The sequence below is a fragment of the Marinilactibacillus psychrotolerans genome (assembly GCF_900101525.1).
Taxonomy (GTDB): domain Bacteria; phylum Bacillota; class Bacilli; order Lactobacillales; family Carnobacteriaceae_A; genus Marinilactibacillus; species Marinilactibacillus psychrotolerans.
This window is the reverse complement of sequence record NZ_FMZD01000013.1, coordinates 1-25,473: the sequence shown is the minus strand read 5'-3', so window position 1 is coordinate 25,473 and position 25,473 is coordinate 1. Positions and strand designations below refer to the sequence as shown.

At 34.1% G+C, this 25,473-nt stretch carries 25 protein-coding genes; 20 read left to right on the top strand and 5 right to left on the bottom strand.

The features are described from left to right. The 7 genes from gatB to BLT22_RS08080 all read left to right on the top strand — a co-directional run bounded on the left by gatB (nt 1) and on the right by BLT22_RS08080 (nt 5,779). Entirely contained in the window at nt 1-1,434 is a 1,434-nt protein-coding gene (gene gatB / locus BLT22_RS08105; protein ID WP_087057785.1) for an Asp-tRNA(Asn)/Glu-tRNA(Gln) amidotransferase subunit GatB, read from the top strand. A gap of 43 nt (nt 1,435-1,477) precedes the next feature. Then, nucleotides 1,478-2,491, top strand: a complete 1,014-nt coding sequence (locus tag BLT22_RS08100) for a diacylglycerol kinase family lipid kinase (protein WP_087057788.1) — start codon at nt 1,478-1,480, stop codon at nt 2,489-2,491. Nucleotides 2,492-2,584: 93 nt separating this feature from the next. Continuing rightward, the gene (gene rlmD / locus BLT22_RS08095) at nt 2,585-3,973 is read left to right on the top strand and encodes a 23S rRNA (uracil(1939)-C(5))-methyltransferase RlmD (protein ID WP_087057790.1); all 1,389 of its coding nucleotides are present in this window, start codon (nt 2,585-2,587) and stop codon (nt 3,971-3,973) included. 401 nt (nt 3,974-4,374) lie between these two features. Then, the gene (locus BLT22_RS08090) at nt 4,375-4,581 is read left to right on the top strand and encodes a hypothetical protein (RefSeq protein WP_091762352.1); all 207 of its coding nucleotides are present in this window, start codon (nt 4,375-4,377) and stop codon (nt 4,579-4,581) included. A 20-nt stretch (nt 4,582-4,601) separates the two neighbouring features. Then, nucleotides 4,602-4,772, top strand: coding sequence for a CDP-alcohol phosphatidyltransferase family protein (locus tag BLT22_RS12450; RefSeq protein WP_218127259.1), 171 nt, complete (start codon nt 4,602-4,604; stop codon nt 4,770-4,772). A 68-nt stretch (nt 4,773-4,840) separates the two neighbouring features. Beyond that, nucleotides 4,841-5,092 (top strand): hypothetical protein, encoded by a 252-nt coding sequence (locus tag BLT22_RS12445; RefSeq protein ID WP_218127258.1) that lies wholly within the window; start codon nt 4,841-4,843, stop codon nt 5,090-5,092. Nucleotides 5,093-5,320: 228 nt separating this feature from the next. Continuing rightward, nucleotides 5,321-5,779, top strand: a complete 459-nt coding sequence (locus tag BLT22_RS08080; protein ID WP_091762350.1) for a hypothetical protein — start codon at nt 5,321-5,323, stop codon at nt 5,777-5,779. Nucleotides 5,780-6,029: 250 nt separating this feature from the next. Here the strand turns inward: BLT22_RS08080 and BLT22_RS08075 are convergent, their stop codons facing one another. Continuing rightward, complete coding sequence (locus BLT22_RS08075) at nt 6,030-7,244, bottom strand: HD-GYP domain-containing protein (RefSeq protein WP_176935400.1); 1,215 nt, start codon at nt 7,242-7,244, stop codon at nt 6,030-6,032. Between the two features lie 175 nt (nt 7,245-7,419). Between BLT22_RS08075 and BLT22_RS08070 the strand changes: the two genes are divergently transcribed. The 3 genes from BLT22_RS08070 to BLT22_RS08060 all read left to right on the top strand — a co-directional run bounded on the left by BLT22_RS08070 (nt 7,420) and on the right by BLT22_RS08060 (nt 9,678). Beyond that, nucleotides 7,420-8,028 (top strand): N-acyl amino acid synthase FeeM domain-containing protein, encoded by a 609-nt coding sequence (locus BLT22_RS08070; protein WP_091762346.1) that lies wholly within the window; start codon nt 7,420-7,422, stop codon nt 8,026-8,028. Next, the gene (locus BLT22_RS08065; RefSeq protein WP_091762344.1) at nt 8,028-8,786 is read left to right on the top strand and encodes a ThiF family adenylyltransferase; all 759 of its coding nucleotides are present in this window, start codon (nt 8,028-8,030) and stop codon (nt 8,784-8,786) included. The genes BLT22_RS08070 and BLT22_RS08065 overlap by 1 nt, the downstream gene beginning before the upstream one ends. 154 nt (nt 8,787-8,940) lie before the next feature. Beyond that, the gene (locus BLT22_RS08060) at nt 8,941-9,678 is read left to right on the top strand and encodes an alpha/beta hydrolase (protein WP_091762342.1); all 738 of its coding nucleotides are present in this window, start codon (nt 8,941-8,943) and stop codon (nt 9,676-9,678) included. A gap of 59 nt (nt 9,679-9,737) precedes the next feature. Here BLT22_RS08060 and BLT22_RS12220 read toward each other — a convergent pair whose 3' ends face one another. Together BLT22_RS12220 and BLT22_RS08055 are read right to left on the bottom strand one after the other, a co-directional pair. Beyond that, entirely contained in the window at nt 9,738-9,887 is a 150-nt protein-coding gene (locus tag BLT22_RS12220; protein ID WP_143020643.1) for a lmo0937 family membrane protein, read from the bottom strand. Between the two features lie 104 nt (nt 9,888-9,991). Further along, nucleotides 9,992-10,981, bottom strand: coding sequence for an EAL domain-containing protein (locus BLT22_RS08055; RefSeq protein WP_091762341.1), 990 nt, complete (start codon nt 10,979-10,981; stop codon nt 9,992-9,994). A 220-nt stretch (nt 10,982-11,201) separates the two neighbouring features. Between BLT22_RS08055 and BLT22_RS08050 the strand changes: the two genes are divergently transcribed. The 4 genes from BLT22_RS08050 (at nt 11,202) to BLT22_RS08035 (ending at nt 15,037) form a co-directional block, all read left to right on the top strand. Continuing rightward, on the top strand, nt 11,202-11,723 hold the full coding sequence (locus tag BLT22_RS08050) for an SF0329 family protein (RefSeq protein ID WP_091762339.1): 522 nt from the start codon (nt 11,202-11,204) through the stop codon (nt 11,721-11,723). Nucleotides 11,724-11,899: 176 nt separating this feature from the next. Beyond that, the gene (gene uvsE, locus BLT22_RS08045; protein ID WP_091762337.1) at nt 11,900-13,159 is read left to right on the top strand and encodes a UV DNA damage repair endonuclease UvsE; all 1,260 of its coding nucleotides are present in this window, start codon (nt 11,900-11,902) and stop codon (nt 13,157-13,159) included. A 15-nt stretch (nt 13,160-13,174) separates the two neighbouring features. Beyond that, nucleotides 13,175-13,903, top strand: coding sequence for a TspO/MBR family protein (locus BLT22_RS08040; protein WP_091762335.1), 729 nt, complete (start codon nt 13,175-13,177; stop codon nt 13,901-13,903). A gap of 207 nt (nt 13,904-14,110) precedes the next feature. Next, entirely contained in the window at nt 14,111-15,037 is a 927-nt protein-coding gene (locus BLT22_RS08035; protein ID WP_091762333.1) for a 2-dehydropantoate 2-reductase, read from the top strand. Nucleotides 15,038-15,141: 104 nt separating this feature from the next. Here the strand turns inward: BLT22_RS08035 and BLT22_RS08030 are convergent, their stop codons facing one another. After that, nucleotides 15,142-16,323: an amidohydrolase gene (locus BLT22_RS08030; RefSeq protein WP_091762331.1), complete on the bottom strand. Its 1,182-nt coding sequence runs from the start codon at nt 16,321-16,323 to the stop codon at nt 15,142-15,144. A gap of 344 nt (nt 16,324-16,667) precedes the next feature. On the opposite strand from BLT22_RS08030, the gene BLT22_RS08025 reads away from it, so the two are divergent. The 6 genes from BLT22_RS08025 to BLT22_RS08000 all read left to right on the top strand — a co-directional run bounded on the left by BLT22_RS08025 (nt 16,668) and on the right by BLT22_RS08000 (nt 23,935). Further along, a complete protein-coding gene (locus BLT22_RS08025) occupies nt 16,668-17,696 on the top strand; it encodes an ABC transporter ATP-binding protein (RefSeq protein WP_218127260.1) in 1,029 nt (342 codons plus the stop codon). Next, entirely contained in the window at nt 17,693-18,583 is an 891-nt protein-coding gene (locus BLT22_RS08020; RefSeq protein WP_091762328.1) for a carbohydrate ABC transporter permease, read from the top strand. Before BLT22_RS08025 ends, BLT22_RS08020 begins: the two co-directional genes overlap by 4 nt. 53 nt (nt 18,584-18,636) lie before the next feature. After that, nucleotides 18,637-19,506, top strand: a complete 870-nt coding sequence (locus BLT22_RS08015) for a carbohydrate ABC transporter permease (protein ID WP_236048902.1) — start codon at nt 18,637-18,639, stop codon at nt 19,504-19,506. 92 nt (nt 19,507-19,598) lie between these two features. Beyond that, nucleotides 19,599-20,930, top strand: a complete 1,332-nt coding sequence (locus BLT22_RS08010) for an ABC transporter substrate-binding protein (protein ID WP_091762326.1) — start codon at nt 19,599-19,601, stop codon at nt 20,928-20,930. Nucleotides 20,931-21,006: 76 nt separating this feature from the next. Then, nucleotides 21,007-22,320 carry an MBL fold metallo-hydrolase gene (locus BLT22_RS08005; RefSeq protein WP_091762323.1) on the top strand — a complete coding sequence of 438 codons (1,314 nt, stop codon included), beginning with the start codon at nt 21,007-21,009 and terminating at the stop codon, nt 22,318-22,320. A 58-nt stretch (nt 22,321-22,378) separates the two neighbouring features. Beyond that, the gene (locus BLT22_RS08000; RefSeq protein ID WP_091762321.1) at nt 22,379-23,935 is read left to right on the top strand and encodes a bifunctional metallophosphatase/5'-nucleotidase; all 1,557 of its coding nucleotides are present in this window, start codon (nt 22,379-22,381) and stop codon (nt 23,933-23,935) included. 179 nt (nt 23,936-24,114) lie between these two features. On the opposite strand, the gene BLT22_RS07995 is transcribed toward BLT22_RS08000, so the two are convergent. Beyond that, nucleotides 24,115-24,987, bottom strand: a complete 873-nt coding sequence (locus tag BLT22_RS07995) for a cation diffusion facilitator family transporter (RefSeq protein WP_087058465.1) — start codon at nt 24,985-24,987, stop codon at nt 24,115-24,117. Nucleotides 24,988-25,473: the final 486 nt, after the last annotated feature.

The window sequence follows — 25,473 nt, the reverse complement described above, 5'->3', positions numbered from 1 at the left end:
ATGAATTTTGAAACAATTATAGGCTTAGAGATTCACGTAGAATTAAAAACTAACTCTAAAATGTTTTCACCCTCACCTGCTCATTTCGGCGCTGAACCAAACACAAATACAAACGTGATTGATTGGGGATACCCTGGGGTGTTACCAGTAGTAAATGAACGAGCTATTGAATTTGGAATGAAAGCTGCTTTAGCATTGAACTGTACAATAACTCAAGATACAAAATTTGATAGAAAGAACTACTTCTATCCAGATAATCCAAAAGCGTATCAAATCTCTCAGTTTGATCGTCCAATAGGGCATGATGGTTGGATAGAAATAGAAGTAAATGGAGAAAAGAAAAAAATCAGAATTGAAAGAGTGCACCTTGAAGAAGATGCAGGAAAAAATACCCATGGAAGTGATGGCTATTCTTATGTAGATTTAAATCGCCAAGGTACACCTTTAATAGAGATCGTTTCTGAAGCAGATATGCGTTCTCCAGAAGAAGCTTATGCGTATTTAGAGGCTGTCAAACAAATTGTTCAGTTTACCGGCGTTTCTGATGTGAAAATGGAAGAAGGATCTATGCGCTGTGATGCCAATATTTCTTTAAGACCATTTGGACAAAAGGAATTTGGAACGAAATCCGAATTGAAAAACTTGAACTCATTTAATTTTGTCCGCAAAGGATTGGCTCATGAAGTAGAACGCCAAGAGCGTGAGTTAATAGCCGGTCGCGAATTAATGCAAGAAACTAGACGCTATGATGAAACCACAGGAAAAACAATTTTAATGCGTGTCAAAGAAGGTTCAAGTGATTATCGATATTTTCCAGAACCAGATATTCCTAACTTGTTGATTGAAGATGAGTGGATAGAAAAAGTGCGTCAGTCACTACCAGAAATGCCCAAAGAAAGAAGAACGCGATACGTTGAAGAGTTAGGTATTCCTGAATATGATGCAGAAGTACTAACATCTTCTCGAGAAATGTCTGATTTCTTTGAGGGAACAGTTTCTCATGGTGCGGATCCTAAACAAGTTTCCAATTGGTTAATGGGAGAGGTTTCAGCATACTTGAATAGTGAAAAGCTTTCATTTAGTGAAACAGCTTTGACTCCTAAAGCACTAGCTGAAATGATTAATTTGATTGCAGATGGAACGATTTCATCTAAAATTGCAAAAAAAGTCTTTCGAGAATTAATTACTAATGGAAGCAACAATGTTGAAGCCTTGGTTGAAGAAAAAGGATGGGCACAATTAAGTGATCCAAGCAAACTACTTCCCGTAATCAACGAAACGCTTGATCAAAATGAACAGTCTATTGAAGATTATAAAAATGGTAGAGATCGTGCTATCGGGTTTTTAGTAGGACAGATCATGAAAAAAACTCGCGGTCAAGCAAATCCTGGTGTGGTGAATAAATTATTAAAAGAAGAGATTGAAAAGCGATAAGCATTGAGTAGGGATTAAATGTTTATAGGAGGAACACTAAGATATGAGAAAGAGAGCAAGAATTATCTATAATCCAACTTCTGGTAGAGAACAAGTCAAGAAAGCTCTACCAGATATATTAAAAGTTTATGAAGATTTTGGATATGATACCAGTGCTTTTTGTACAACAACAGATCCATTAAGTGCTCGAAAAGAAGCTTTAAGATGTGCAAATGAACAGTTTGATTTAGTTGTGGCTGCTGGTGGCGATGGTACAATTAATGAAGTTATAAATGGTATTGCCGGAGCGCAGACGAGACCCAAAATTGCTATAATTCCAGCAGGTACTACCAATGACTATGCTAGAGCGTTACATGTACCCAGAGGTAATATGGTCGATGCAGCAAAAGTAATTGAAAAAGATCAGACTGTTTTTATGGATATAGGGAAAGTAAGTACGGCCAAAGAAGAAAGATATTTTATGAATATTGGAGCAGCTGGCTTTCTTTCAGAAGTATCCTACGAAGTTCCTGCTAACATGAAGTCCCTATTTGGTTCCTTAGCTTACTTTGTTAAAGGTGCTGAATTGCTTCCTCGAATTGGAAAAGTACCAGTACGAGTGGAGTATGATGATGGTGTATACGAAGGACAGGCTTCTATGGTCTTTGTAGCCTTGACTAACTCTGTTGGAGGATTTGAGGATATTGCACCAGATAAAACACTAGGAGATGGCAAGTTTACTTTGATTATCGTAAAAGCTACAAACCTTGTGGAAATTATGCGTTTAATCACCTTATTAATGAATGATGGTAAGCATGTCAATAGCTCAAAAATTGTTTATACGAAGACTAGTAAAGTTGTCACTGAAACATTAGGGGATAAAAAATTGATGATTAATATTGATGGTGAATATGGTGGAGATGCACCGGCTACATTTATCAATTACCGCCAGCATATGGAAATGGTTGGCGATCTCGATGCGATGAAATTAGATATTGACACTAGAGATCCTTCAATGGAAGAAAAAGAAACAGATTTTATCAAAAAAGTATCAGAATTAGAAGAACAAAATGAATAAAATACATTTGTTTAAAACATACAAAACAACAAATTAATGTATTTGAAGACATTGACAACCTAACTCAAGGATAAATTTAAAGGGAGCATTATATTGGGAAAAAATAAGCAAAAATTTACAGCACCAGTATCAAAAAATAAAGATTATACAGGTACAATCGAAGATTTAACTCATGAAGGACTTGGTGTCGTTAAAATCGATAACTTTCCAATTTTTGTAGAAGGTGCATTACCCCAAGAAGAAGTTACATTTAAGGTCGTTAAAATTGGCAAAAAATTTGCTTTTGGGAAACTGCTTGAAGTCATTACAGAAAGTCCAGATCGAGTGGAGGTAATGGACAAAGTATACGCCCAAACAGGGACGATGCCTCTACAGCATTTATCTTATGATGCACAATTACGATTCAAAAAAGATCAAGTAGTAAGAGTTTTTGAGCGAATTGCTAAGCTACCAGAAGTGCCTATTGCAGACGTTATAGGTATGGAAGATCCTTATGGTTATAGAAATAAAGCGCAGATACCTGTGCGTAAAATTGATGGAAAAATGGCAACTGGATTTTTCAGAAAAAACAGTCATGATTTGATTCCTCTAGAAGATTTTGCGATTCAGGATCCTAAAATAGATGAAGCAGTTGTGATTGTAAGAGATGTTCTAAAACGGTATCATATCAAACCATATGATGAAGTGAATCATAAAGGAGATATCCGTCATATTCTTATTAGACGAGGATATTATACTGGAGAATTGATGGTCGTTTTAGTTACAAGAACAAGCGATTTACCAAGAGAAGACGAAATTATTAGTAGTCTAAAAGAAAAATTACCAGAATTAGTCAGTTTGATTCAGAATATTAATCCTGAAAAAACGAATGTAATACTCGGATCAGATCATAGGGTATTATTTGGGGAAGATGGCTATCATGATACATTATTAGGTGACACGTATTTTATCTCTCACCAGTCATTTTATCAAATTAATCCAGTACAAACGCAACAACTATATCAAACAGCAATTGATTATGCTGAATTAACTGGGAAAGAAACGGTTATTGATGCGTATTGTGGTATTGGGACATTAACACTTGGACTAGCTAAAAAAGCAAAACACGTTTATGGACTTGAAATTGTAAATACCGCAATCAAGAATGCAAATAGAAACGTTCAAGTAAATGATGTTTCAAATGTATCTTTTAAAGTTGGGGCAGCTGAAGAGTTAATGGTAGAATGGACAGATCGAAATGAGAAGGTTGACGTGTTAGTAGTTGATCCACCAAGAAAAGGGTTAGCAAAAGCATTCGTTGATGCCGTATTAACAATGAAACCAGAAAGAATGGTATATGTAAGCTGTAATCCGGCAACTTTAGCGCGCGACTTGAAGCTTTTGCATGAAGGTGGATATGACGTCATTAAAGCACAACCAGTTGATATGTTCCCTCAGACTCATCATGTTGAGACGGTAGTATCGTTGTCTTTAAATAAATAAACAGTGTAAGAAAGTGGTATGTTTTCGGCTTTTCCAAGTATAGACGATACTTCGGAAAAGCTCGGCTACTTTGAATAGGTATATCATTGATGAAAAAAATGGACTTATTGCTCAGGCATTGGTTTGGATGTCGTAGGTTGTGAAACGAGATTTGATATGGTGTAGAATTTTATAAAATAGATTGCAATTTTTTGATTGCGTTTACAAAAAACGTCAAAAAAATTATTGAAAGAAAAATGGACCTGACTGATTTCATGAATGAAACTCAAAAATATGGATATTATATATCTATAATCACACAAAAATAAGTAGTTGATTTTAAGATGATAATCCTAGAGAAATGATATAGACATAAATAATTTAGGTATATTATTTTATTAAAAAGGAAGGGGACATCCATTATGAGTAAATACGATCCGTTGTGGAACTACATAAAAGCAAATGGTACAGATAATTTTAAGCTGACTTATGCCGAAATAGAGAAAATCGCAGGCTTGCCAATAGATCATTCTTTTCTGACCTACAAGAAAGAACTGTTGGAGTATGGCTATAAGGTTGGAAAGATTTCTATGAAGGAACACACTGTGGCATTTGAAAAAATGCAGTAACAAAGGGAAGAAGCGAGTGGATGGCTAATATCATAACAGTTTGTCGCATTTTATATTGCATAGCGCTTTTGTTTTGTTTATCTCTCTCTCCAGCCTTTTATATTCTTTATTTGTTGGCTGGATTTACTGATATGATTGATGGGAGAATTGCAAGAAAGACAAATACCGTTAGTGAATTTGGTCAAAATTAGATACAGCAGCTGATTTTATATTTTATATTGTCTGTCTGATAAAGCTGCTTCCTATACTTGAGATGCCAATGTGGCTTTGGTTATGGTTTGCCATAATTGCTATAGTAAAGATCAGCAATGGGCTATCTGGAGTTGTCTTACAGAATAAATCATTGGTAGAACATACGATTATGAACAAAGTTACTGGTTTACTACTTTTTATTTTACCATTGACATTAGCTATCATTAAATTAAAATATAGTGCCATTTTGGTATGTGCTACTGCTACATTTGCTGCGATTCAAGAAGGGCATTTTATTAGAAGGTGGATAGAAGACTGAGTCAGTAAGTATGATCTGTAAAGGATTGTAATGATAGGAAATATCTTTCTGCTGATAGAAAAACTATGAATATAATCATGTGTTTTAAAATCTGAAATGGAAAAAGAAAGACTAATTATATCAAATTAATCGAAGGCAAAAGTATAGATAATTGGCCATGCATTAAAAAGTAACCTATATTGAATGGTACATAAAGTGCTAGAGAATATTTTGGGAGAGAAATATACTATGAATAAAATATTAGATTTTTTTCAGATCAGCATAGGGTTTTCATGGAAGGGTCTAGTGATATTTCTATTACCTATGTTCCCTAATTTTCTTTTTTTAATAATAAACAATCCCAGCAACGAAATGGTAATAACTAATAATAATCTTTTGATCAATATGATTGAACATGGAAGCCAGGGGTTGTTTGCCGTTCTCTTGATATTTTTTATAAGTAAAAAAGAGGCTCCAATATTATCTAGATACATGATTTTTATATCTTTATTTTTACTAAGTTACTTTTTGCTTTGGTTATTATATTTTACAGTTGGCGCAAATTTTGAAATTCTTATGTTAATGGCTATTATTCCTGTTATTTATTTTATCATAGCAGAAGTATGGCTTCATAATCTACTTGCTGTTGCTGTCACAGTTGTTTTTGGGATAACCCATGTTACAATTACCTATTTAAATTACCATTGACTATACTTGCAAACAATTAGGTTGTTCACAACTAGAAAATCCTTCCTAAGCCAATAAAATGGCCAATATAGAAAGAGCTTTTTTAAGGTAATATAATTTATTGAAACTTTTGAACAATGTTTGTCTGATTAACAATTGATGCACACGCAAAGATCAGTAATACTAATACAGTTATATATGTATTCAAATGTTGTTCTAGAGTTTTAACTATTTTATTAGAAGTGTATAGAACCAGAAAACGATTAGATTTTTATAAAAAGTCCGTTAGTTTCTCAAATTCATTTAAAGGATTATGATATTCAGAGTAAATTTTTGAAAATTCAGGTTTTGCTGCTGAAAGAGCTTCAGATAGATTGGGATCAAACTGTGTACCTAACCCTTTTTCTAATTCTTGGAAAGCTTCTTCGATAAATTGTTCATTCTGATAAGATCTTGTTGAAGTCATTGCATCAAAAGAATCTGCAAGAGCTAGAATTCTCGCATCTAAAGGGATTTCAGATGCTTTCAATTCTGATGGGTATCCTTTTCCATCCCATCTTTCATGATGATATAAAACACCACTTTTTAACTCTTCTAGACCTTCAATCTTTTCAATCATTTGGGCTCCAAAAGTAGTATGCGTTTTTATGATGTCATATTCTGGATCCGTTAATTTTGTTGATTTTGTTAAAATATCCTCAGAAATATTAATTTTACCAATATCATGAAGGAGACCACTCAGTCGTAGATGTTTCAATTGTTGTTCGTCATGATACTCGGGAAGTTGTTTACCTAATGCTACTGCATATTGACTAACTCTTTCGCTATGTCCAAATGTATAGTGATCCTTTGCTTCCATTGCAATTATAAAACTTTTAGCGACTTGCTCAAGAGTTGTTTCCAACGAAGTAACAACTGTATTGACTTGTTTATTATAAAGCATATTAAGTTTGGACAATAACAAATAACTGAATGTTGCAATGATTAAATAAAGCAATATACGGTTTGAAATATCAATGCCGTCAGTGACATACTGCGGGTTAATGGGATAAACGATACTAATAATAGACAAACTGAGTAATCCAATGATTGAGTAATAAATAGATAAGGCTCGTTTGCCATAAAGGCTAGAAATTATTGGTATAAGCAAAAAATAACTCCAAGATTCTGAATAACCTGACCCAAAATATAGACTAATAGTTACAAAAATAACAAATAACAAAACAATATGAGTCCTGATTTTTTGAGGAATATTTACAATGTGAAAGACCCAGAACACTGCCAGTTGCACAACGAAACAAAGAATTAAGACACCAATATGAGCACGAGAAAATGGCACATTAAACCACTTAAAGATAAGATTCCAACTAATACTTAATCCAATATAGATTAAACATACTAGCAGAATTTGATTATTCAAGTTCTTATCATAGTCCGTAATAAGCTTTTGTAATAATTGTTGTTTTTTTGTTACAATTTTATCCATTTTATCTATCATCCTATTTCTTCTATTTTAAATGATGTTATTCCGTAAGAGTTTATCATTTTTTTTGTTGATTGACTATAGATTTTTAAATAAGTATCAAAAATTACTTTCAATTTGTCAAGATTTATCTTTTAATAGACATAAGTTAGTAAAAAAATTAAAGGAGTGTGTCTCAATGGATAAAAAAGAGGAATATTATTATAGTAAAGCCGAGGGGGACCTTTGTGATGAAGCGGTTGCCTTGCATCATCATCGCTATCAGGAAGTAGGATTTATTAAACAAAAAATGGAGGATCCTTACATAGAGAATTCAACCTATTTTATTGTTCAAACAGTTGACTTGAATAAGGTAGTAGGGGTGACTAGGCTTATTTTTATGCCGTTGAAAGATCTTCCAACAATGAAACACTTTAATATTTTTGAAATTGAAAAATTAAAATTATCAGGAATTGAAAAGAATAAATTTGCAGAGATTAGTGCATTTACTAAAATGCCAAAACATGATGTAGGCTTAGGATTAATAAAAATAGTTTTAAATTATTCATTAGATAATGGTCTGACACACTGGGTTTGTTGTATTGATGAACGAGTTTATAGATATATGTATCGTATTTTCAAGTTCCCATTTGAAATAATAGGAGAACCAAATGTTTACCTGGGGTCAAATACCATTCCCTGTGTATTGAATTTAGCAGAATGCCTTGAAACATTGAAAGAAAAACGAAGGGCTTTATATGATTATTTTATGGATGACGAAGAAAATGAAATGGAGGCATTAAGATAATGATTAAAGAACAATTTATAAGAAATTTAGGAATTATGACAGAAGAAGAAGTACAACAGCTTCATGAGACAACAATTGCTATAGCAGGATGCGGTTGTATTGGAGGGTTTTCTGCAGAACTACTTGCTCGTATGGGAGTCGGGAAATTAATTTTAGCAGATCCTGATACTTTCGATGTATCTAATATTAATCGACAGTGTGCAGCAACTCATCTAACTGTAGGACAGAGAAAAGCAGAGGCACTGAAAAATCATTTGCTAACCATCAATCCAGAAATCGAAATCGTATGTTACAACGATGGTGTTAACGAAGATAATGCAGATTCTTTTGTAAACGCAGTGGACTACGTAATTGATGCTATTGATTATTTTGCTTTTCCGGAATCTGTTGCGCTGCATCGGGCTGCTCGAAAGAAAAATTTATTTGTTATTACTGCTGTGGCACTAGGATTTGGAGCATCCGTATTAACTTTTTCTCCATCAGGATTAAAGCTAGAAGAATATACTGGTATACCAGAAGATATAGCGATTGATAAATTAAAAGGAAAAACCTTTCCGCCGACAGGATATAGTCAAAATCTTCCCGACTATGCTACAGAAGAAAAAATAGCAAACTGGATCGAAAATCGTAGTATACCAACAATAAGTGTAGGACAAGCATTAGGACCAGGTATTCTTGTTTCTAAACTAGTTTTACACTTACTAGACCGAAAAGAACCAGAAATTGTACCTGATTATTTCCAATTACAGTTTGAATAAAATAAATTTTTGTTATCATAATTGCACATGGATATATTTAAGTAGAAGTGTATTAGTTTTATAGGCTTTAAAAACATCATTTTTTGAAATAAGGTCTAGTAACTTCTCTAAGGTATGATAAACTTTAATATAAAAAGTAAAAGGAAGTCATGTCATGTTTGAACGAGTTAAGCAACATTGGAAAGGGATTGTTTTTTCTATATGTTTATTCCTTGTTTTAATTATAGTTGGTATGTATGTCTATCTGAAAGTCTCTACTTATGAAGCAATGCCTGAAGCGGCAATCTTGTTAGACGATGGTAGAGTAAAAGCAGAAAATGATGTGATTATAGTTGAACCAGAAAAACCAATAGGAAATATAGTGTTTTATCAAGGAGGACTGGTGGAAACCGAAGCTTATTTACCACTAGCCAAAGAGTTAAGTGGAGAAGGGTTTAGGGTATTCTTACCAGTTATGCCGATCAATCTAGCTATCACTGATTCAAATGTATTTGAAGATATTTACAAAGATTATAGTTCTGATCTACCTTGGTATATTGGAGGACACTCTCTGGGAGGAACAAGTGCTCTAATATATGCTGAAGAACATTTAGAACAGTTACAAGGGATTTTACTACTAGCATCTTATCCAAGTAAGAGTGTAGACATTTCTAGCTCTGAGCTAAGTGTATTATCTATTACAGCTTCAAATGATCAAATACTTAATCAGGATAACTTCTTAGAATCTAAATCATTGTTACCTGATGATACAGAGTACCAAATCATTAAAGGCGGAAATCATTCTAATTTTGGATATTACGGACATCAGAAAGGTGATGGAGAAAGTGAAATCACCAGAAAAGAACAGCAAGAAGCAGTTGTTGATTTATTTATAGAAAATATAGAAAGATAAGAAAAGGGATCAAACTTATTTTCAAGTTTGATCCCTTTTTGAATTTATAATAAGAAACTCTACATTCGTTTTTTACGTCCAGTAATCATATTATAGATAAAGATGATCAACGCAACAACTAGTAAGATATGAACAAGGCCACCAGCTATCTCAAAAATAAAGCCTAAAATCCAGAATAATAATAATATTCCAATTAAAGTCCAAAGCATTTATAACACTCCTTTATACTATTTATTAGATTCATTATAGCAAAACTTCTGACAATAAAATAATAATATGAATTAAAAGTATTATTAGTGGAGGGACTAGGAAGCTAGATATATTCTGTTTCTAATGGTTCTGACTGTGGTTTACCAAAATAATATCCTTGAAATAGTTGATAACCTTGTTTTTTTAACCAATTAAAATCTTCGACAGTCTCAATACCTTCAGCTAATGGAATTGAATTTAAATAACGAGCTGTTTCTAAAAATGATAAAGCAACAGCTTGTTTCTCCGAATCATCTGCCACTCCTAATACGAACTTCATATCGAGTTTCATATAAGGGGGACTTAATTCTTCTAACACGTTAAGCGTATTATATCCAGCTCCAACATCATCTAAAGCATACTGAAATCCATTTTTTTGATAGTAATGTAATATGTTTTTTAAATGATCCATATCATCAATTTTTTCAGTTTCTACTACTTCAAAAATAATTCTTTTAGGATCAATATTTAAGCGATTTGCAATCAGTGTGGTCGTTCTAAGGCAGTGTTCTGGAGAATAAATGGCAGTAGGAATAAAGTTAATAAAGCCTTTTTGATCATTTTTTAGTCTTTCAATTTGTTTAACAGCATGCATTCTACAAATTCTATCAAGAGCAAAAGTGCGCCCTCTAATTTTTGCAGCGGGAAAAATTTTATCTGGGTAGATTATATTTCCATTATCGTCATTGAACCGAGCTAATAGTTCATAACCGAATATTTTACCATCTGCTTCAACAATAGGCTGAAAATGCATAGTTAAATGATCTTCATTAAGAATCGAATCAATCCAAGAGGCTTCTACAAAATCGTGAAACGACTCTAGAGAATGCCAGTCTAATTTATTGAGTTTGAATTTTACTCCATTAGCTAACTCCATTTCAATTAAAAAATCATATAAATCAATCGCACCTTTCTCATTTGTTTCAAGATAAATGTCCTGTACATTAAAGTGATGACCATAATGAATGAAATGATTTGAAATAAGTGAAAGTAGATTTTTATTCAACTGAAACGTAATACGTGGACTAATTATCGAACAATTTTTACAGGCCATATGTTCCTCCGAAATCGAGATAGTTAATAGGTGAATCATATCATAATTTAAAAAAAGATAATAGGAAAAAAGTGAGATTTGCTAAGTGTAAATTGATATACTAAGTTCAAGTATATTGAGTATGATAAGAAAGTTTCAACATAATAATCAATAGAATACGGTGAAAGAATGTCTAAAACTATTTAGAATTACAGAGAACTGCTAGAAAGTAGGATTGTTTATGAGGTATAAAAAATGGAGTCAGACAAAAAAGTTGTTAATGAGTTTTCTTTGTGATGATTTAAGGAGTAGAGTTGATTATCAGTTAGTTAATTACCGTAAAGCTCATGATCAAACTGGTCGAGCTTACATCACAGTAGATAAAAAAGATGTTCTTAACATGTGTTCACTAATATCCATGAATAAAGAGGCTGAAGAAGAGCAAAGAATAATCAATGAAAGAGTGTTGATATATGATCTAAGTGATACTAAAAGCATTCTTGAAACTAAAGAATTAGCAGTAACGATTAATATGAATAAAGGGATTTATGCTCAATGGGATTTCTTAGATATCGTTAATATGTTTTTGCATAATCCTATAGAAGTATCTCTAGGTTCTCAAGATTTATTGACAAATATCCTTTGTCTATTAGATCGACGTGTAGGCAAGCGCACATTAAGGAGAATGAATGAATCAATACAAGATCATCATGAATTGATCCAATATTTTTATCAATTAAGATGTGAAGCTGAAAAGGTATAGACTAAAATAAAAAACGAATGATTTTATTAAATTCAATGAATAAGGTAGGATAATAGTAGAAGAACAAAATGAATCTGACTAGAATCATTTTTCTTATAATTAAGGTGAGTGAGGCATAACAAGTATGGTCTCACTTTTTACTTTTAATCAACTGAGTTTTAAAGGGAGAATATCAATTGAGTATCGGGTACCCATGTATAACAGTAGGTGTAGAAGGAACAAAACAGAAGACATGCAGAAAAAGCAATGCAACGGGAGATCATCTTGCTGCTTTAATCAAGTATAATTTGGATGCTTTGAAAAATATTATAGAATTTAATGGGAAACATAATATTCATCTTTTTAGAATCAGTTCGGATATTATTCCGTTCGCTTCAGATAAAGAAGTCAATACATTGGATTGGTCTAACCAATTTGCTGAACAGTTTAAAGAGATTGGTAAGTTGATCAAAAAGTATGAAATAAGAGTATCTATGCATCCGGGTCAGTATACAGTTCTTAATTCACCAGATGAAGGGGTCGTCAAAAGAGCAATCGCTGATCTGGAATACCATGCATTATTTTTAGATAGCTTAGGAGTTGATGCAAGCAGTAAACTGATTTTACATGTGGGAGGAGTTTATGGTGAAAAAGAGAGAGCAATGGACCGTTTTGTGGAAGTATATAAAACCTTAAATGATAGAATCAAGGATCGTTTAGTCGTTGAGAATGATGATCGTTCTTATACAATTGAGGAAGTACTTTCAATTAGCGAGAGAACAGGGGCTCCAGCGGTATATGACAATTTGCACAATGCCATCAACACTAGTGATCCTGATAAATCGGATACTTACTGGATAAATAAGGTTAAGCATACTTGGAAAGAAAAAGACGGAAGGCAGAAAACCCATTATTCTCAGCAGCAAATAGGTAATAGAACTGGGACTCATTCTAAATATATTCGTATCGATGAATTTATGAAGTACTATGACGAAGTAAAAGATTTGGATATCGATATTATGCTTGAAGTAAAAGATAAGAATCTTTCAGCTGTAAAATGCGTTTTAGCGACAGTTAAAAAAGGTGAAATTAAAAATTTAGAGCAAGAATGGAGTCGCTATAAATACGTTGTACTTGAACGTTCTCAAGATATCTATCAGAGCATACGCTCATTATTGAAAGACAAGTCTGACTATCCAGTTATTCAATTCTATCGTTTGATTGAAGCGGCGATTGACTTGGAACCTTCGAATAATTCGGCACTTAATGCAGCCAGTCATGTATGGGGATATGTCAAAAATGAAGCAACAGATAAAGAAAAAACAAAATTTAAATATTTATCAGAAGCTATCACTAGTGAAGAAGCTAAGATAGAAAAATTAAAAGTTTTTTTGAGACAAATGATGGAAAAATATAGTCAGTATTATATGTTACAATCGTTATATTTTGAATTTTGAAAGGAGTTATGAAAATTGACTAAAACAAAAAAAATGGGTATTTTATATTTGGTTTTTTTTGGAGCTATGATTTTCATGAATTATTGGTCAGCGACAGATGTAGGAACCATTGCTGATAATCAACAAGCACTGATTCAACCCGCCGGATATGCTTTCTCGATTTGGGGATTAATTTATTTAAGTGTACTCATCTGGATTATTCGCTTGTTTTTCATTAGAAAATTTGAAGGCACTATATATGATAAAGTAAAAGTTTGGTTAATCTTAAATTTCATTCTAAACGCGGCATGGATTATTACTTTTACGACTGATTTAATCTTTGTATCTACGCTAGTTATTGCTGGCCTTCTGTTCACACTTGTTATGATTTATCGGAACATATCATTTGCCCGTTATAATTTCTTTGATCGCTTTCCATTTTCTTTATATTTTGGATGGGTAACAGTCGCTACCATTGTGAATATTTTTAGTTGGGTGAAATCGATTGAGGCTGAACAGGTTTTAGGAATGAATGAAGTAACTTGGACAATTATCATGCTTGCAGTGGCCACAGTGCTATGTCTCTATATTTCTCTTAAATATAGAGATTGGTTATATCCATTAGTGTTCGTCTGGGCATTTACAGGGATCTTTATAAAAGAAAGTCAGTCAGCTATTATCATGACGGTTAGTATAGGAATTGGGTTACAGCTTCTAGTAGCAGCATATACTGCCTATCAATCATCAAAACGAACAATTGCTTAGCAAAGTTAATAGTAGGACCCAGAAAGAAGATTCCTTGCGAGGGATCTTCTTTTTTGATAAATTCAAACACTGTTTTTGTAATAATTTGTATAAATAATAAAGAAATAACTTGAGAAACTTAACATTCTTAAGCAAACTCCTTTATTATATATAGGTATGGTATAATAGATAAGTAGTTTTTTAGGAAAATAATAGGAGTGAATAAATATGAAAATTGCAATTGCCGGAAGCGGAGCGATGGGTAGTCGTTTTGGATTTATGTTACACCAAGCTGGTAATGATGTAATTCTTATTGACAAATGGGATGCACATATTAAAGCCATTCAAGAAAATGGGCTAACTGTAAACTATAATGGCACTGAGAAAGTTATAAATATTCCAATTTATCGTCCAGATGAAGTAAAAGAAAAAGTAGATGTAATCTTTATGTTCACAAAAGCAATGTTTTTAGGATCAATGCTAGAGGAAATTCAACCAATTATCAAAGAAGACACACAAGTTGTCTGCTTGTTAAATGGCATTGGTCATGAAACCGTTATGAAACAGTATGTTTCATTAGAAAACATGCTGATTGGCGTAACAATCTGGACAGCTGGATTGACAGGTCCTGGTAAAATTGAATTGGAAGGAACTGGATCAACAGAAATCCAGAACTTTAAACCGGGTGGAGAAGAAAAAGCCAAACAGATTGTTAAAATACTTAAAGATGCCGGATTAAATGGAATCTATAGTGAAGATGTTAAATTTTCAATTTGGAGAAAAGCTTGTGTCAATGGAGCACTGAATGCTACCTGTACTTTGCTGGATGCGACCTTAGGAGAAATGTTTGAAACAGATCAAGCAATCTCAATTACAAAAAATATAGTTAATGAATTTGTTCAAGTTGCTGAAAAACAAGAGGTTCAATTAGATTTTGAAGATACAGTTGAATATATTATAAAAACCAGTCATGAATTAGGCCATCATTATCCATCAATGCACCAAGATTTAATGCAGCATAATCGTTTAACGGAAATAGATTATATAAATGGGGCTGTTGCTCGTTTGGCAGAGGAATATGGATTAAAAGCACCAACCAATGCCTTGATTACCGAACTTATCCATGCGAAAGAACAAATATTAAACGCAAAATAATTAGGTGCTTGAAAGTCAGGTCCATAATAGATAGTTTTAAGATATTTATTCGTATGCTTTTAAAAAAAGGATCGCAGAGATTATTCTCTGCGATCCTTTTTTATTTAAAATTCTGACTGAGATAAATAAGCAAGCGCATACTGAGCATATAATTCAGCTCCAACTTTTAAAGCTTCTTCATCTACATTGAAGTGACCATGATGGTGTGCCCAGCAGGTATCTTTTTCAGCATTACCTGATCCAATTAAAGCAAAAGCACCACTAGCTTTAGACATATAAAAGCCAAAGTCCTCTGCTCCCATAGTAGGGGGTTCTTCACGTACTACATCTTTTCCAAACGCATCTTCAGCTACTGACTGAACTAATTGAGCAGATTTATACTCATTAACAACAGGTTCTGTTTTTCTATCGTATGTTACTTCAACAGTTCCTCCGTATAGATGGGCAAGATGAGCGGCATACTGTGAAAGTGAACTTTCGATCTTCTCTCTTGTATCATTATTAAATGTTCGAATGGTACCTTCTAACAATGCATTCTCGGCAATAACGTTAAATCGGCTGCCTACTTCCATTTTCCCAATTGTGACAACTGCCGGATGCAGTGGATCAATTTCTCTTGAAACAATAGTCTGAATGGTTGAGACAAATTGTGACGCCATTACAGCAGCATCGACAGTTTGGTGGGGCATAGCAGCATGACCACCTTTTCCTTTGAAACGAACGGTCAACATATCTGCAGCAGCAAAAGAGGGACCAGGAGGACAGGAAACTTTTCCGGATTCAAGTTCAGACCAAATGTGGATTCCAAATACATTGTCAACATTTTCAATAGCACCTTGTTCAATCATCTTCCTAGCGCCTTCAGCAATTTCCTCAGCTGGTTGGAATAATAAACGAATCGTTCCATGAATATCTTCTTTGACTTCATTCAAGGCTGCAGCAGCAGTTATTAGCATTGCTGCATGTGCATCATGACCACAAGCATGCATTTTATTAAGAACTTTTGATTGATAACTAAGACTTGTATTTAATTCAGTTACGGGTAAAGCATCAATATCTGCTCTCAATAATATTGTTTTTCCAGGATAGGATCCTTTGATTTCTGCCAAAACACCCGTTGGATTCATCCGTTGATATGAAATAGATAGTTCATCTAACTTAGATGCTATACGGTTAGTTGTCTCGACTTCTTCAAAAGCGATTTCTGGATTCATATGAAGATTTCTTCTGAATGCAATTAGTTCTTTCTCTAATGAAAAAATTTTGTTTTTTATAGCTTGATTCATTTTTTTCTCCCCTTAATACTTCTGAACTTATCCCATATTGTCTTATAAATTTCTGATAAAAGCAAGATATCATAAAGCCAAAAGTGATTTTAAAGAATTAAACAACTTAATAATAAATCTAACAAAGTCAAATTTTTTAGGCAAACCATAAATATTATCGTTAATTTAGCTTTTATGCAAGGGACCAATTTTGACACTATATCAACATTGAATTTACAAGGTATTAACATCGGTGTGATAGACTGCAAGAGAATAAAAATGATACGCTTTAATGCTACCTGATAAGTATTTGGCTCAATATCAAAGGAGTGAACGATGTGCAAGTTCAATTTAAAGATGTCACGATGTCTTATGGAGATAAAGAAGTATTACAGAAAATAAGTTTTACAATTCCTGAGGGAAAACTCGTTTCTATATTAGGTCCGAGCGGGTGCGGAAAATCTACAACATTGATGTTGATTTCGGGTCTGACATTTCCATCAAATGGTCAAATATTTTTTGGAGATAAAGAGGTTACAAAATACGATGCAGTAAAACGAAAAGTTGGTATGGTATTTCAGAATTATGCTTTATATCCGCATTTAAGTGTTTTAGAAAATATTATGTTTCCACTTAAGATGGAAAAGATGCCTAAAAAACAACGTCAGAAACGTGCTTTAGAATTAGCGCAGCTTGTACAGATTGAAGATCACGTGGATAAGAAACCTAAACAGCTGTCTGGTGGTCAGCAGCAGCGTGTAGCAATAGCAAGAGCCTTAGCAAAAGAACCTTCTATACTATTGATGGATGAACCGCTATCGAATTTGGATGCCAGACTACGCATCGAAATGCGAGAAGAAATCCGACGTATTCAGCAAAAAACAGGTGTAACGACTGTCTTTGTAACGCACGATCAGGAAGAAGCGCTAAGTATATCAGATGAAGTCATGGTCTTGAACGAAGGGGCTATTCAGCAGAACAGCGATCCAATCACATTATATAAAAAACCTAAAAATCGCTTTGTTGCTCAATTCTTAGGTACACCTATTATCAATACGATTGGTATAGAGGATTACCCAGAAGTACTGGAAAGATTGAATATTTCAGAAGAAATTAAGCAGAATATCGAGACAATTGGTTTGAGAGCAGAAGAGATTCTGACAACAGAAAATAAAGAAAACGCCTTGTTTGAAGGAATAGTCAGTCATGTTGCTCGAGTAGGAAAAGATACAACCGTTCATGTTAAAAATAAGGAAAAAGAATTGGTTGCTACTAATTTAACTATTATTCCGCTTGAAGATACAGAAATCTATTTAACGGCTCAGATGAAAGATATTCACTTTTTTGATCACAAGGGTCAAGTTATCGAGGTCAAAGAGGTGGTTATGGCATGATAGAAAAGCCTACTTTGAAAAGTTCCTTAAAATCCTTACTCTATATTGCACCGATGATGCTGATTATCACAACTTTTAATTTATACCCTATTATACGCTCTTTTCTAATGAGCTTTTATACTGACTTTAATATATATACACAAGAGGTTAATGAATATGGTATTAGTAATTTTATAGAAGTATTGCAAGATCCTGAATTTATTCTGGCCATTAGGAATACATTTATATTTGTACTAGGTGTTGTTCCGGCATCAATCATTATTTCGCTTGGCATTGCTGTGTTGTTAAACAAGATAAAAGTATTGTCCGGATTTTTTCGTTCTATCTATTTTCTTCCTTTTGTCACCAGTACAGTTGCCATATCCATTGTCTGGAGTTGGATCTATCATAGTCGATTTGGCTTGATGAATTATGCATTAGGATTGATAGGGATAGAACCGATTGAATTTTTAACGGATCCAAAGTATTCAATGCTTGCACTTGTTATTATGGCGATCTGGAAAGGGTTGGGATTTAATATTATTTTGTTTTTGGTTGGTCTCAACAATATCGATGAAAACTACTATTCAGCAGCGAAAATTGATGGAGCACGGGGCTGGGAAAGATTTACAAATATTACCATTCCCTTATTAGGTCCTACCATGTTTTTAGTATCTGTAATGGGTGTGATCAATAGTTTTAAAGTATTTGATGAAGTGTTTGCTCTTTTTCAAAGCAGACCAGGACCAGCTGGTTCAGCGTTGACAGTTGTTTACTACATATTCCAGAAATTTTATCAGGAAAGCCAGTATGGAATTGCAGCTGCAGCCGGAATCGTTTTATTCTTAATTATTCTAGTATTCACATTGATACAGATGGCCTTTAACAAGAAATTCGTACATTATTAAAGAGAGGAAATCAAATAGTGGAAGAAATAAGAGGGAAAAAAGTGCCAATTTTAATGAAATGGTTCAAACCGAAAACAAAAGATAAAACTCAACTTGTTACCGTAGGGGATAAGTATACAAGAGCTGTTGCGTACGTTTTACTTACCATAGGGGCTTTTACAATGTTGATTCCATTTTTATGGATGGTTTCAACCTCTTTGAAATCACCAGCAGAAGCCGTTTCTATGCCACCGATTTGGATTCCCAAATCCTTTAAAGTCGAGAACTTTCTGAAAGCTTTCGAAGTGGCTCCTTTCGGCCGTTACTTTTTAAACAGTGTATTGATTACTTCACTATCAACAATAGGAGAATTGCTGACGACAATACTCGCTGCTTTCGCTTTCGCTAAAATGCAATTCTATGGAAAAAACCTTTTGTTTACAATCCTGATTGCTACGATGATGGTGCCGGGGGAGCTTTTGATTATTCCTAATTATCTTACGATTTCAAGACTTGGACTCATTAATACATACGCTGCGATGATCGTGCCGTATGTAGCTAGTGTTTTCTCAGTATTCATGTTAAAACAGAATTTTGAGTCAGTACCGAATGAACTATATTATGCTGCAAAAGTGGATGGAAGCAGTGATTTTAAATTCTTATGGACCATTATGGTTCCCTTATCAAAATCAGCGATTGTTGCTGTTTCTATATTGAAGATTATTGGAAGTTGGAATGCGTTTATGTGGCCGCTAATTGTAACGAATGATCGTATGTTACGACCACTCCCGGTAGGACTGCAGGCTTTCACCACAGAAGCGGGTACTCAATATGAATTGCTGATGGCAGCTTCAGTAATTGTGGTTGCCCCTATGGTGATCATTTACCTATTCTTGCAACGCTATATCATTATGGGCGTATCGAAGAGTGGCTTAAAAGGCTAACACATTTCATGATGTTCGGATCGAACAGGCGTGTACCGATTATAGGTTTAAAATTTAAAAACCAAACATACAAAAAGGAGAATGGATTACAGATGCAGAATAATAAGAAATTATTTAAACTAGGAACAGGTATATTAACAGCTGGCACATTATTAATGGCAGCATGTGGTAACGGTAACGCAACAAGTAAAGAAGCGAATGATGTCACTGCAACGGAAACTACTTCGGGAGAGACCGTTGAAATTACTTTCTGGCATGCAATGAACGGACCGCACCAAGAAGCTATAACAGCATTGACAGAAGCGTTTAATGAGTCACAAGATCAATATGAAGTTGTTGAACAAAACCAAGGCGGCTATGATGAGTTAAATCAGGCTATCACCGGAGCAGGAGTATCGGGTGAATTGCCGACAATGTCTCAATTGACATCGACTGACGTTCCTGAACTAGCTTCAAACGATTTGCTTGTGCCACTATCAGACGAGTTTTTGACTGAAAATGGATTTGAACAAGGTACTTTAGACGATATTTACGAAGGATTCAAAGAGACTTCAGTTTTTGAAGAAGAAAGATACGCAATGCCATTTTCTAAATCTACCCGGTTGATGTTCTTTAATCAAGATATTTTAGATGAGTATGAAGTTGAAACACCATCTACATGGGAAGAAATCGAAGCCTTAGGTAAAAAAATGGTGGAAGCTGGAGATGACCGTGTAGCTATGGGACTTGAAAACGGCTTTGAAATGGAGTACGAAACAATGGCACGCCAGAACGGAGCGGAGTTCATTAACGGAGAAACGCTTGAAGTAGATATTGATTCAGCAGAAAGTGTAGAAGCGCTTGAATTCTTAGGTAACATGATGCAAGAAGGTTATGCACGTACAGCTGGCGAGGATGGATACTTCTCTGGGCCATTTGGACGCGGAGAATCGGCTATGTATATCGGGTCGTCTGCCGGTTTGGCACACGTTGCTCCGGTAGCAGAAGAAAATGGAATTGATTGGGGAACTGCTGAAGTACCAACATTTAATGATAAGGAACTGACGTTATTTGCTGGAAATGACCTAGGGCTTTACGCTTCAGCGACTGAAGAAGAACAAGCAGGATATGTTGCTTACGTTAACTTCTTACTGCAACCCGAAAATACTGCACAATGGGCTATGGATACAGGGTACGTGCCAATCGTTGAAGCAGCATTAGATGTACCAGAATACATTGAATTTTTAAAAGAAGATCCTCGCAGTGAAGCAGCTAATCGAATGTTAGATTATGGAGTTACTTCTCCAACTTTTGCTGGTTATGGTGAATTCAGAAATGAATTAGTCAGTGCAATGGAAGAAATATCAGTAAACAATGCTGATCCACAGACTGTATTAGAAAACTTACAGACTGAAACAGAATCGATTATCGAGGCAAATAAATAATTACTTTTACAGTAACTTAAAATAAAATAGTTCTTGTTTTGATTATGTATCAAGAACAATAGAGAGGATTTCTAAAATGACAACATACCAATTTTGGAGTGGTTTAAAAACCATCGGAGGGAATATTGTCGAAATCCGCACAGACAAAGCCAGAGTCCTATGTGACTTTGGCTTATCTGTTGCCGGACAACTTCCTGAAGATACAAAAGGCTTATCTGAAGCTGAATACTTAATTCAGACTGGAAATTTACCAGCAATAAAAAATTTGTATTCAAGAGACATCATTAAAGAATCAAAAAAAACTTTCCCCTCTACTGACTTAAATTTGGAGACAAGTATTTTTATCTCGCACTTACATTTAGATCATATGGGCGGACTGCGTTATCTTGATAAAGATGTAAAAGTTTATCTTTCAGAAGAAGCGTATAAGCTATATAATGAGTTAGTAAAAATAAATGAAGAGGTAACTGTCGACTGTCAATTGATACCTTTCAGTTATAATCAGTCGATTACAGTAGGAGATATTATAGTCTCTCCTAAACACAGCGATCATGATTCTATCGGATGCAGTGCATTTTTTATCGAAACAGCTTCTTTAAAAATACTTCATTCTGGAGATTTCAGACTTTCAGGAAAGTATCCTGAAAGAGTATTGAAATGGGTTGAAGAAGCTAGAGATTGGGATGCCGATGTGTTGCTGATTGAAGGAACATCTTTCAGTTTTCGAGAAGAGAACGAGTTGGAACAACCAGAGAAATACAAAACATTTACAGAAAATACGTTACTGAATGAAATAAAAGATTTAATGGCAATGAATACTGACGAGTTATTTTTTTACAATCCATACGTCCGGAATGTAGAAAGAATGTTTGATGTAAATACTATTGTAAAAAATCATAATAGAACAATGGTATGGGAAGCAAGTTATGCTCAAATTCTTCATGCCTTTTATCCAAATGAAAAATGGACTATACTTAAAGAAACAAGTAGTCAGGAAGATGATTTTGATTATCTGGAGAATAAGATTTCTTTGCAACAATTGATTCAAAATCCCGGTGCTTATGTTCTGCAAAACAGTTTTAAAAATCTTCAGTTTCTAGATTATTTTAATAGTGGATACTATTTGCACAGCAATGGTGAACCGCTGGGAGACTATGATCCACGCTATGCGCAATTAAAAGGATTTTTAGAAAATCAAGCGATTGAATTTATTGCTTTAGGGGCAAGCGGCCATGCTACACAAGAGAATTTATTGAAAGTAGCTCAACTTATCAATGCAAAAAATACAGTTCCTTGGCATACGTTTAATCCGGAAACATTTTATGAAGCAATAAAGAAAAGAAATTTAGGTTCTTTCATACCTGAATACAATAAAGAATATATAATTTAACTAACCACAAGGGAAGCTAGTTTTAAGCTTGCCCCTTACATAGATTGGAGATATAAAAATGAAATTAACCATTTTCGAAACAAGTGATATTCACGGGTATCTATTTCCTACCAGCTACCAAAAACGAGGTCTGAACTTAGAATATGGCTTATTCAAGTTAGCTCACGTATTAAAAAAAGAAATAGAATCAGCTGAAGGACCAACAGTCTTGATTGAAAATGGGGACTTCATTCAAGGATCTCCTTTAAGCTTCTTCATATTAAAAGAAAAAGGAGAAGCGAATTCACTCATGAAAGCAGTGAATGAATTGCCATATGATGCAGGTGTAATTGGAAATCACGAATTCAATTATGGTTTGGACTACTTAAATTCTGCTGTACGTTCAGCGAAATATCCGATTCTTTCGGCAAACATATTAGATGAAAAAGGTGAACCGGCATTTGGTAAATCGTACATTATTACTGAAAAAGACGGTGTCAAAGTCGCTATTCTAGGATTAACGACTCAGTACATACCGAACTGGGAACATCCGGAAAACTATGCGGGACTTACATTTCATTCTGCCTTAGAAACAGCACAAGAATATGTACCGAAACTTCGAAAATTAGCAGACGTTGTCATTGTCAGTTATCATGGAGGATTCGAAAAAAATATCGATACAGGCGAAGAAACAGAGATTCAAACAGGAGAAAATGAAGGTTATAGATTACTTACGGAAGTAGAAGGAATCGATGTTTTACTTACCGGACATCAACATAGAGTCATTGCTCAAATCAAAGATGGTGTGCCGACTGTGATGCCGGGGCACAAGGGAAGTTATCTAGGAAAAGTGATTTTAGAACTGGAACAGGAACAAGATCAATGGATTATAAAAAATTCATTACCTGAATTAATTCAAGTCACAGAAAAAACCTTAATTGAATCTGAACTTTCAAGTAAATATGAAGCGTTAAATCAGGAAGTTGAAGATTGGCTGGATCAGCCCATTGGCAAAGTAACCGGCGATATGACGATTAAAGATGTAGAGCAAGCACGTATAGAAGAACATCCTTATATCGAGTTTATTCAGAAAGTGCAGATGCATTATACTAACTGTGATATATCCGGGACAGCATTATTCAATAATGAAAGCAGCGGATTCAGTCCTAAAGTAACGATGAGAGATGTTGTAACCAATTATATTTTTCCGAATACATTAGCAGTGCTTGAAGTGACTGGTGCAGATCTTAAAGCAGCAATTGAACAGTCAGCAGAATACTTTATCATAAATGAATTGGGAGAGATTGATGTAAATCCTGACTTCGTTGAACCTAAGCCACAAATGTACAATTATGATATGTATGAAGGCGTAGAGTACATTATTAATGTATCGAAACCGTTTGGCGAGAGAGTTACTGAATTTAAATATAAAGGTGAACCCGTGAAACCGGAAGACAGATTAGAAGTTGTTGTAAATCAGTATAGAGCTGTTGGAGGTGGCGACTATACTATGTTTGATGCTTCGAAGATTATAAGAGAAGTTACAATACCGATGAATGAATTGATTGGAAACTATTTTAAAGAATTCGGCACTATTGAAGCTACCGCTAACCATAATTTTAAGGTTATAAAATAAAACCTAATGAACGAATACAATTAGATTATACTGCTAAAGAAATCAGATAACCTGATATATTCTATTATTTTATAATGAAACTTAACCTGAAGCGAGAAGAATTTAAAAAAATTGATCCAATAAAAAGACGATTAGCTGAAAAAAATTCAGATAATCGTCTTTTTATACTTTTAGATTATTCAATCACGATAGGGTTCTACATGTACGTCTGTATGCATGACATCAAATTTTTCGTATAATAATTGTTCGATTTTTTCAGTAATATCGTGACCTTCTTGTACAGTCATCTTTGAGTCTACCAGTATAGTAATATCAGCATAAATATTTGTTCCATACATCCTAGCCTTTAATGAAGCAATTTTTCTTACTTGTGGTAATTCGATTACCGCAGCATGGTATTCTTCGAGTTCAGTTTCATGAAATCCATCTGATAATGAGAAAGTACTCTCTCTAAAGACTTCAATACCTGTCTTTAATATAATCAGGGAAACAATTACGGCCATTATGCCATCGATCCATTCCCAACCTAGACCAGATGCTAATATCGCTACAGCAGTTGCTAAACTAGTTAAGGCATCCGCAAGATTGTCTTTTGCTACAGCAGCTAAGCCACTAGATTGAACCTGTTTGGATAAATTTAGATTATATTTATAAACACCTAACATTACGACCGTTCCAATCAATGCAGCAATAGCAGCTAAGCTATTAGGCGGAACCACATCTCCTGATAGTAATCGATTGATAGTAGATTGCAAAACTTGAAATCCAACAAATAGCATTGCAAAAGATGTAATTAAACTAGCAATTGGTTCAGCCTTCCAATGGCCATAGGGATGGTTGGAATCAGCTGGTTTTCTAGCAGCACGCAGACCGATTAGTATGGTTACTGAAGAAATAACATCCGTGAAATTATTTAATCCGTCTGCTCTTAAGGAGGTGGATTTGAATGCATAACCAACAGTTAATTTCATCAAAGCCAATAGGATATAAACAAGGATACTAAGTCTTGCCCCCCGCTCAGCAGATTGAATTTTATTATAACGATTTTCCATAAAAAAACCTCATTTATCTTTTAAGTTAAATACATAATAAAACCTATCTTTATGAAAGATAGGATACCGAAATAACCAAAACTAATCATTCTTTTTGGTATTATTATCTTATACTTTTAATCGTACTGTTTAAATAAGAAAAGTTCAATCTAAAAAAAATAAACTTAGAAATCTTTAAGATTTAAAAGATTCTATAAATACAAAATTCGAATAACTAATTAGTTTCATAAAGAATCAATAGAAAATAAAAAAAGTAGCTGGGACAAAAGTCTTCATTGTCTGAAAATTTGAAGTGTCGGAAAATCAAGAACGCCGTCAAATCAAGGATATGATTTTGATTTGACGGCGTTTTACTTTCTAGCTCGTTTGCTCTCAGTCTCTATCTTTATTGTTACGCAGGCCAATTTCTCTAAAAATAGATACTTTACTTGAGTATAGAAACCTGACTGAAATGAGCTGAATGGTGTGATATGCTGCTCTTATCTG

Excerpts from the sequence above, each read along its gene's own strand:
- BLT22_RS08055 (WP_091762341.1), bottom strand. The coding sequence starts at position 10,981 with ATGGCCTGTAAAAATTGTTCGATAATTAGTCCACGTATTACGTTTCAG.
- BLT22_RS08070 (WP_091762346.1), top strand. The coding sequence starts at position 7,420 with ATGGATAAAAAAGAGGAATATTATTATAGTAAAGCCGAGGGGGACCTT.
- BLT22_RS08065 (WP_091762344.1), top strand. The coding sequence starts at position 8,028 with ATGATTAAAGAACAATTTATAAGAAATTTAGGAATTATGACAGAAGAA.
- gatB (WP_087057785.1), top strand. The coding sequence starts at position 1 with ATGAATTTTGAAACAATTATAGGCTTAGAGATTCACGTAGAATTAAAA.
- BLT22_RS07995 (WP_087058465.1), bottom strand. The coding sequence starts at position 24,987 with ATGGAAAATCGTTATAATAAAATTCAATCTGCTGAGCGGGGGGCAAGA.
- BLT22_RS08075 (WP_176935400.1), bottom strand. The coding sequence starts at position 7,244 with ATGGATAAAATTGTAACAAAAAAACAACAATTATTACAAAAGCTTATT.
- BLT22_RS12450 (WP_218127259.1), top strand. The coding sequence starts at position 4,602 with ATGGCTAATATCATAACAGTTTGTCGCATTTTATATTGCATAGCGCTT.
- BLT22_RS08060 (WP_091762342.1), top strand. The coding sequence starts at position 8,941 with ATGTTTGAACGAGTTAAGCAACATTGGAAAGGGATTGTTTTTTCTATA.
- BLT22_RS08005 (WP_091762323.1), top strand. The coding sequence starts at position 21,007 with ATGACAACATACCAATTTTGGAGTGGTTTAAAAACCATCGGAGGGAAT.
- BLT22_RS08035 (WP_091762333.1), top strand. The coding sequence starts at position 14,111 with ATGAAAATTGCAATTGCCGGAAGCGGAGCGATGGGTAGTCGTTTTGGA.
- BLT22_RS08050 (WP_091762339.1), top strand. The coding sequence starts at position 11,202 with ATGAGGTATAAAAAATGGAGTCAGACAAAAAAGTTGTTAATGAGTTTT.
- BLT22_RS08025 (WP_218127260.1), top strand. The coding sequence starts at position 16,668 with ATGTCTTATGGAGATAAAGAAGTATTACAGAAAATAAGTTTTACAATT.
- BLT22_RS08100 (WP_087057788.1), top strand. The coding sequence starts at position 1,478 with ATGAGAAAGAGAGCAAGAATTATCTATAATCCAACTTCTGGTAGAGAA.
- BLT22_RS08015 (WP_236048902.1), top strand. The coding sequence starts at position 18,637 with ATGAAATGGTTCAAACCGAAAACAAAAGATAAAACTCAACTTGTTACC.
- BLT22_RS08010 (WP_091762326.1), top strand. The coding sequence starts at position 19,599 with ATGCAGAATAATAAGAAATTATTTAAACTAGGAACAGGTATATTAACA.
- BLT22_RS08090 (WP_091762352.1), top strand. The coding sequence starts at position 4,375 with ATGAGTAAATACGATCCGTTGTGGAACTACATAAAAGCAAATGGTACA.
- BLT22_RS12220 (WP_143020643.1), bottom strand. The coding sequence starts at position 9,887 with ATGCTTTGGACTTTAATTGGAATATTATTATTATTCTGGATTTTAGGC.
- BLT22_RS12445 (WP_218127258.1), top strand. The coding sequence starts at position 4,841 with ATGTGGCTTTGGTTATGGTTTGCCATAATTGCTATAGTAAAGATCAGC.
- BLT22_RS08030 (WP_091762331.1), bottom strand. The coding sequence starts at position 16,323 with ATGAATCAAGCTATAAAAAACAAAATTTTTTCATTAGAGAAAGAACTA.
- BLT22_RS08000 (WP_091762321.1), top strand. The coding sequence starts at position 22,379 with ATGAAATTAACCATTTTCGAAACAAGTGATATTCACGGGTATCTATTT.
- BLT22_RS08020 (WP_091762328.1), top strand. The coding sequence starts at position 17,693 with ATGATAGAAAAGCCTACTTTGAAAAGTTCCTTAAAATCCTTACTCTAT.
- BLT22_RS08080 (WP_091762350.1), top strand. The coding sequence starts at position 5,321 with ATGAATAAAATATTAGATTTTTTTCAGATCAGCATAGGGTTTTCATGG.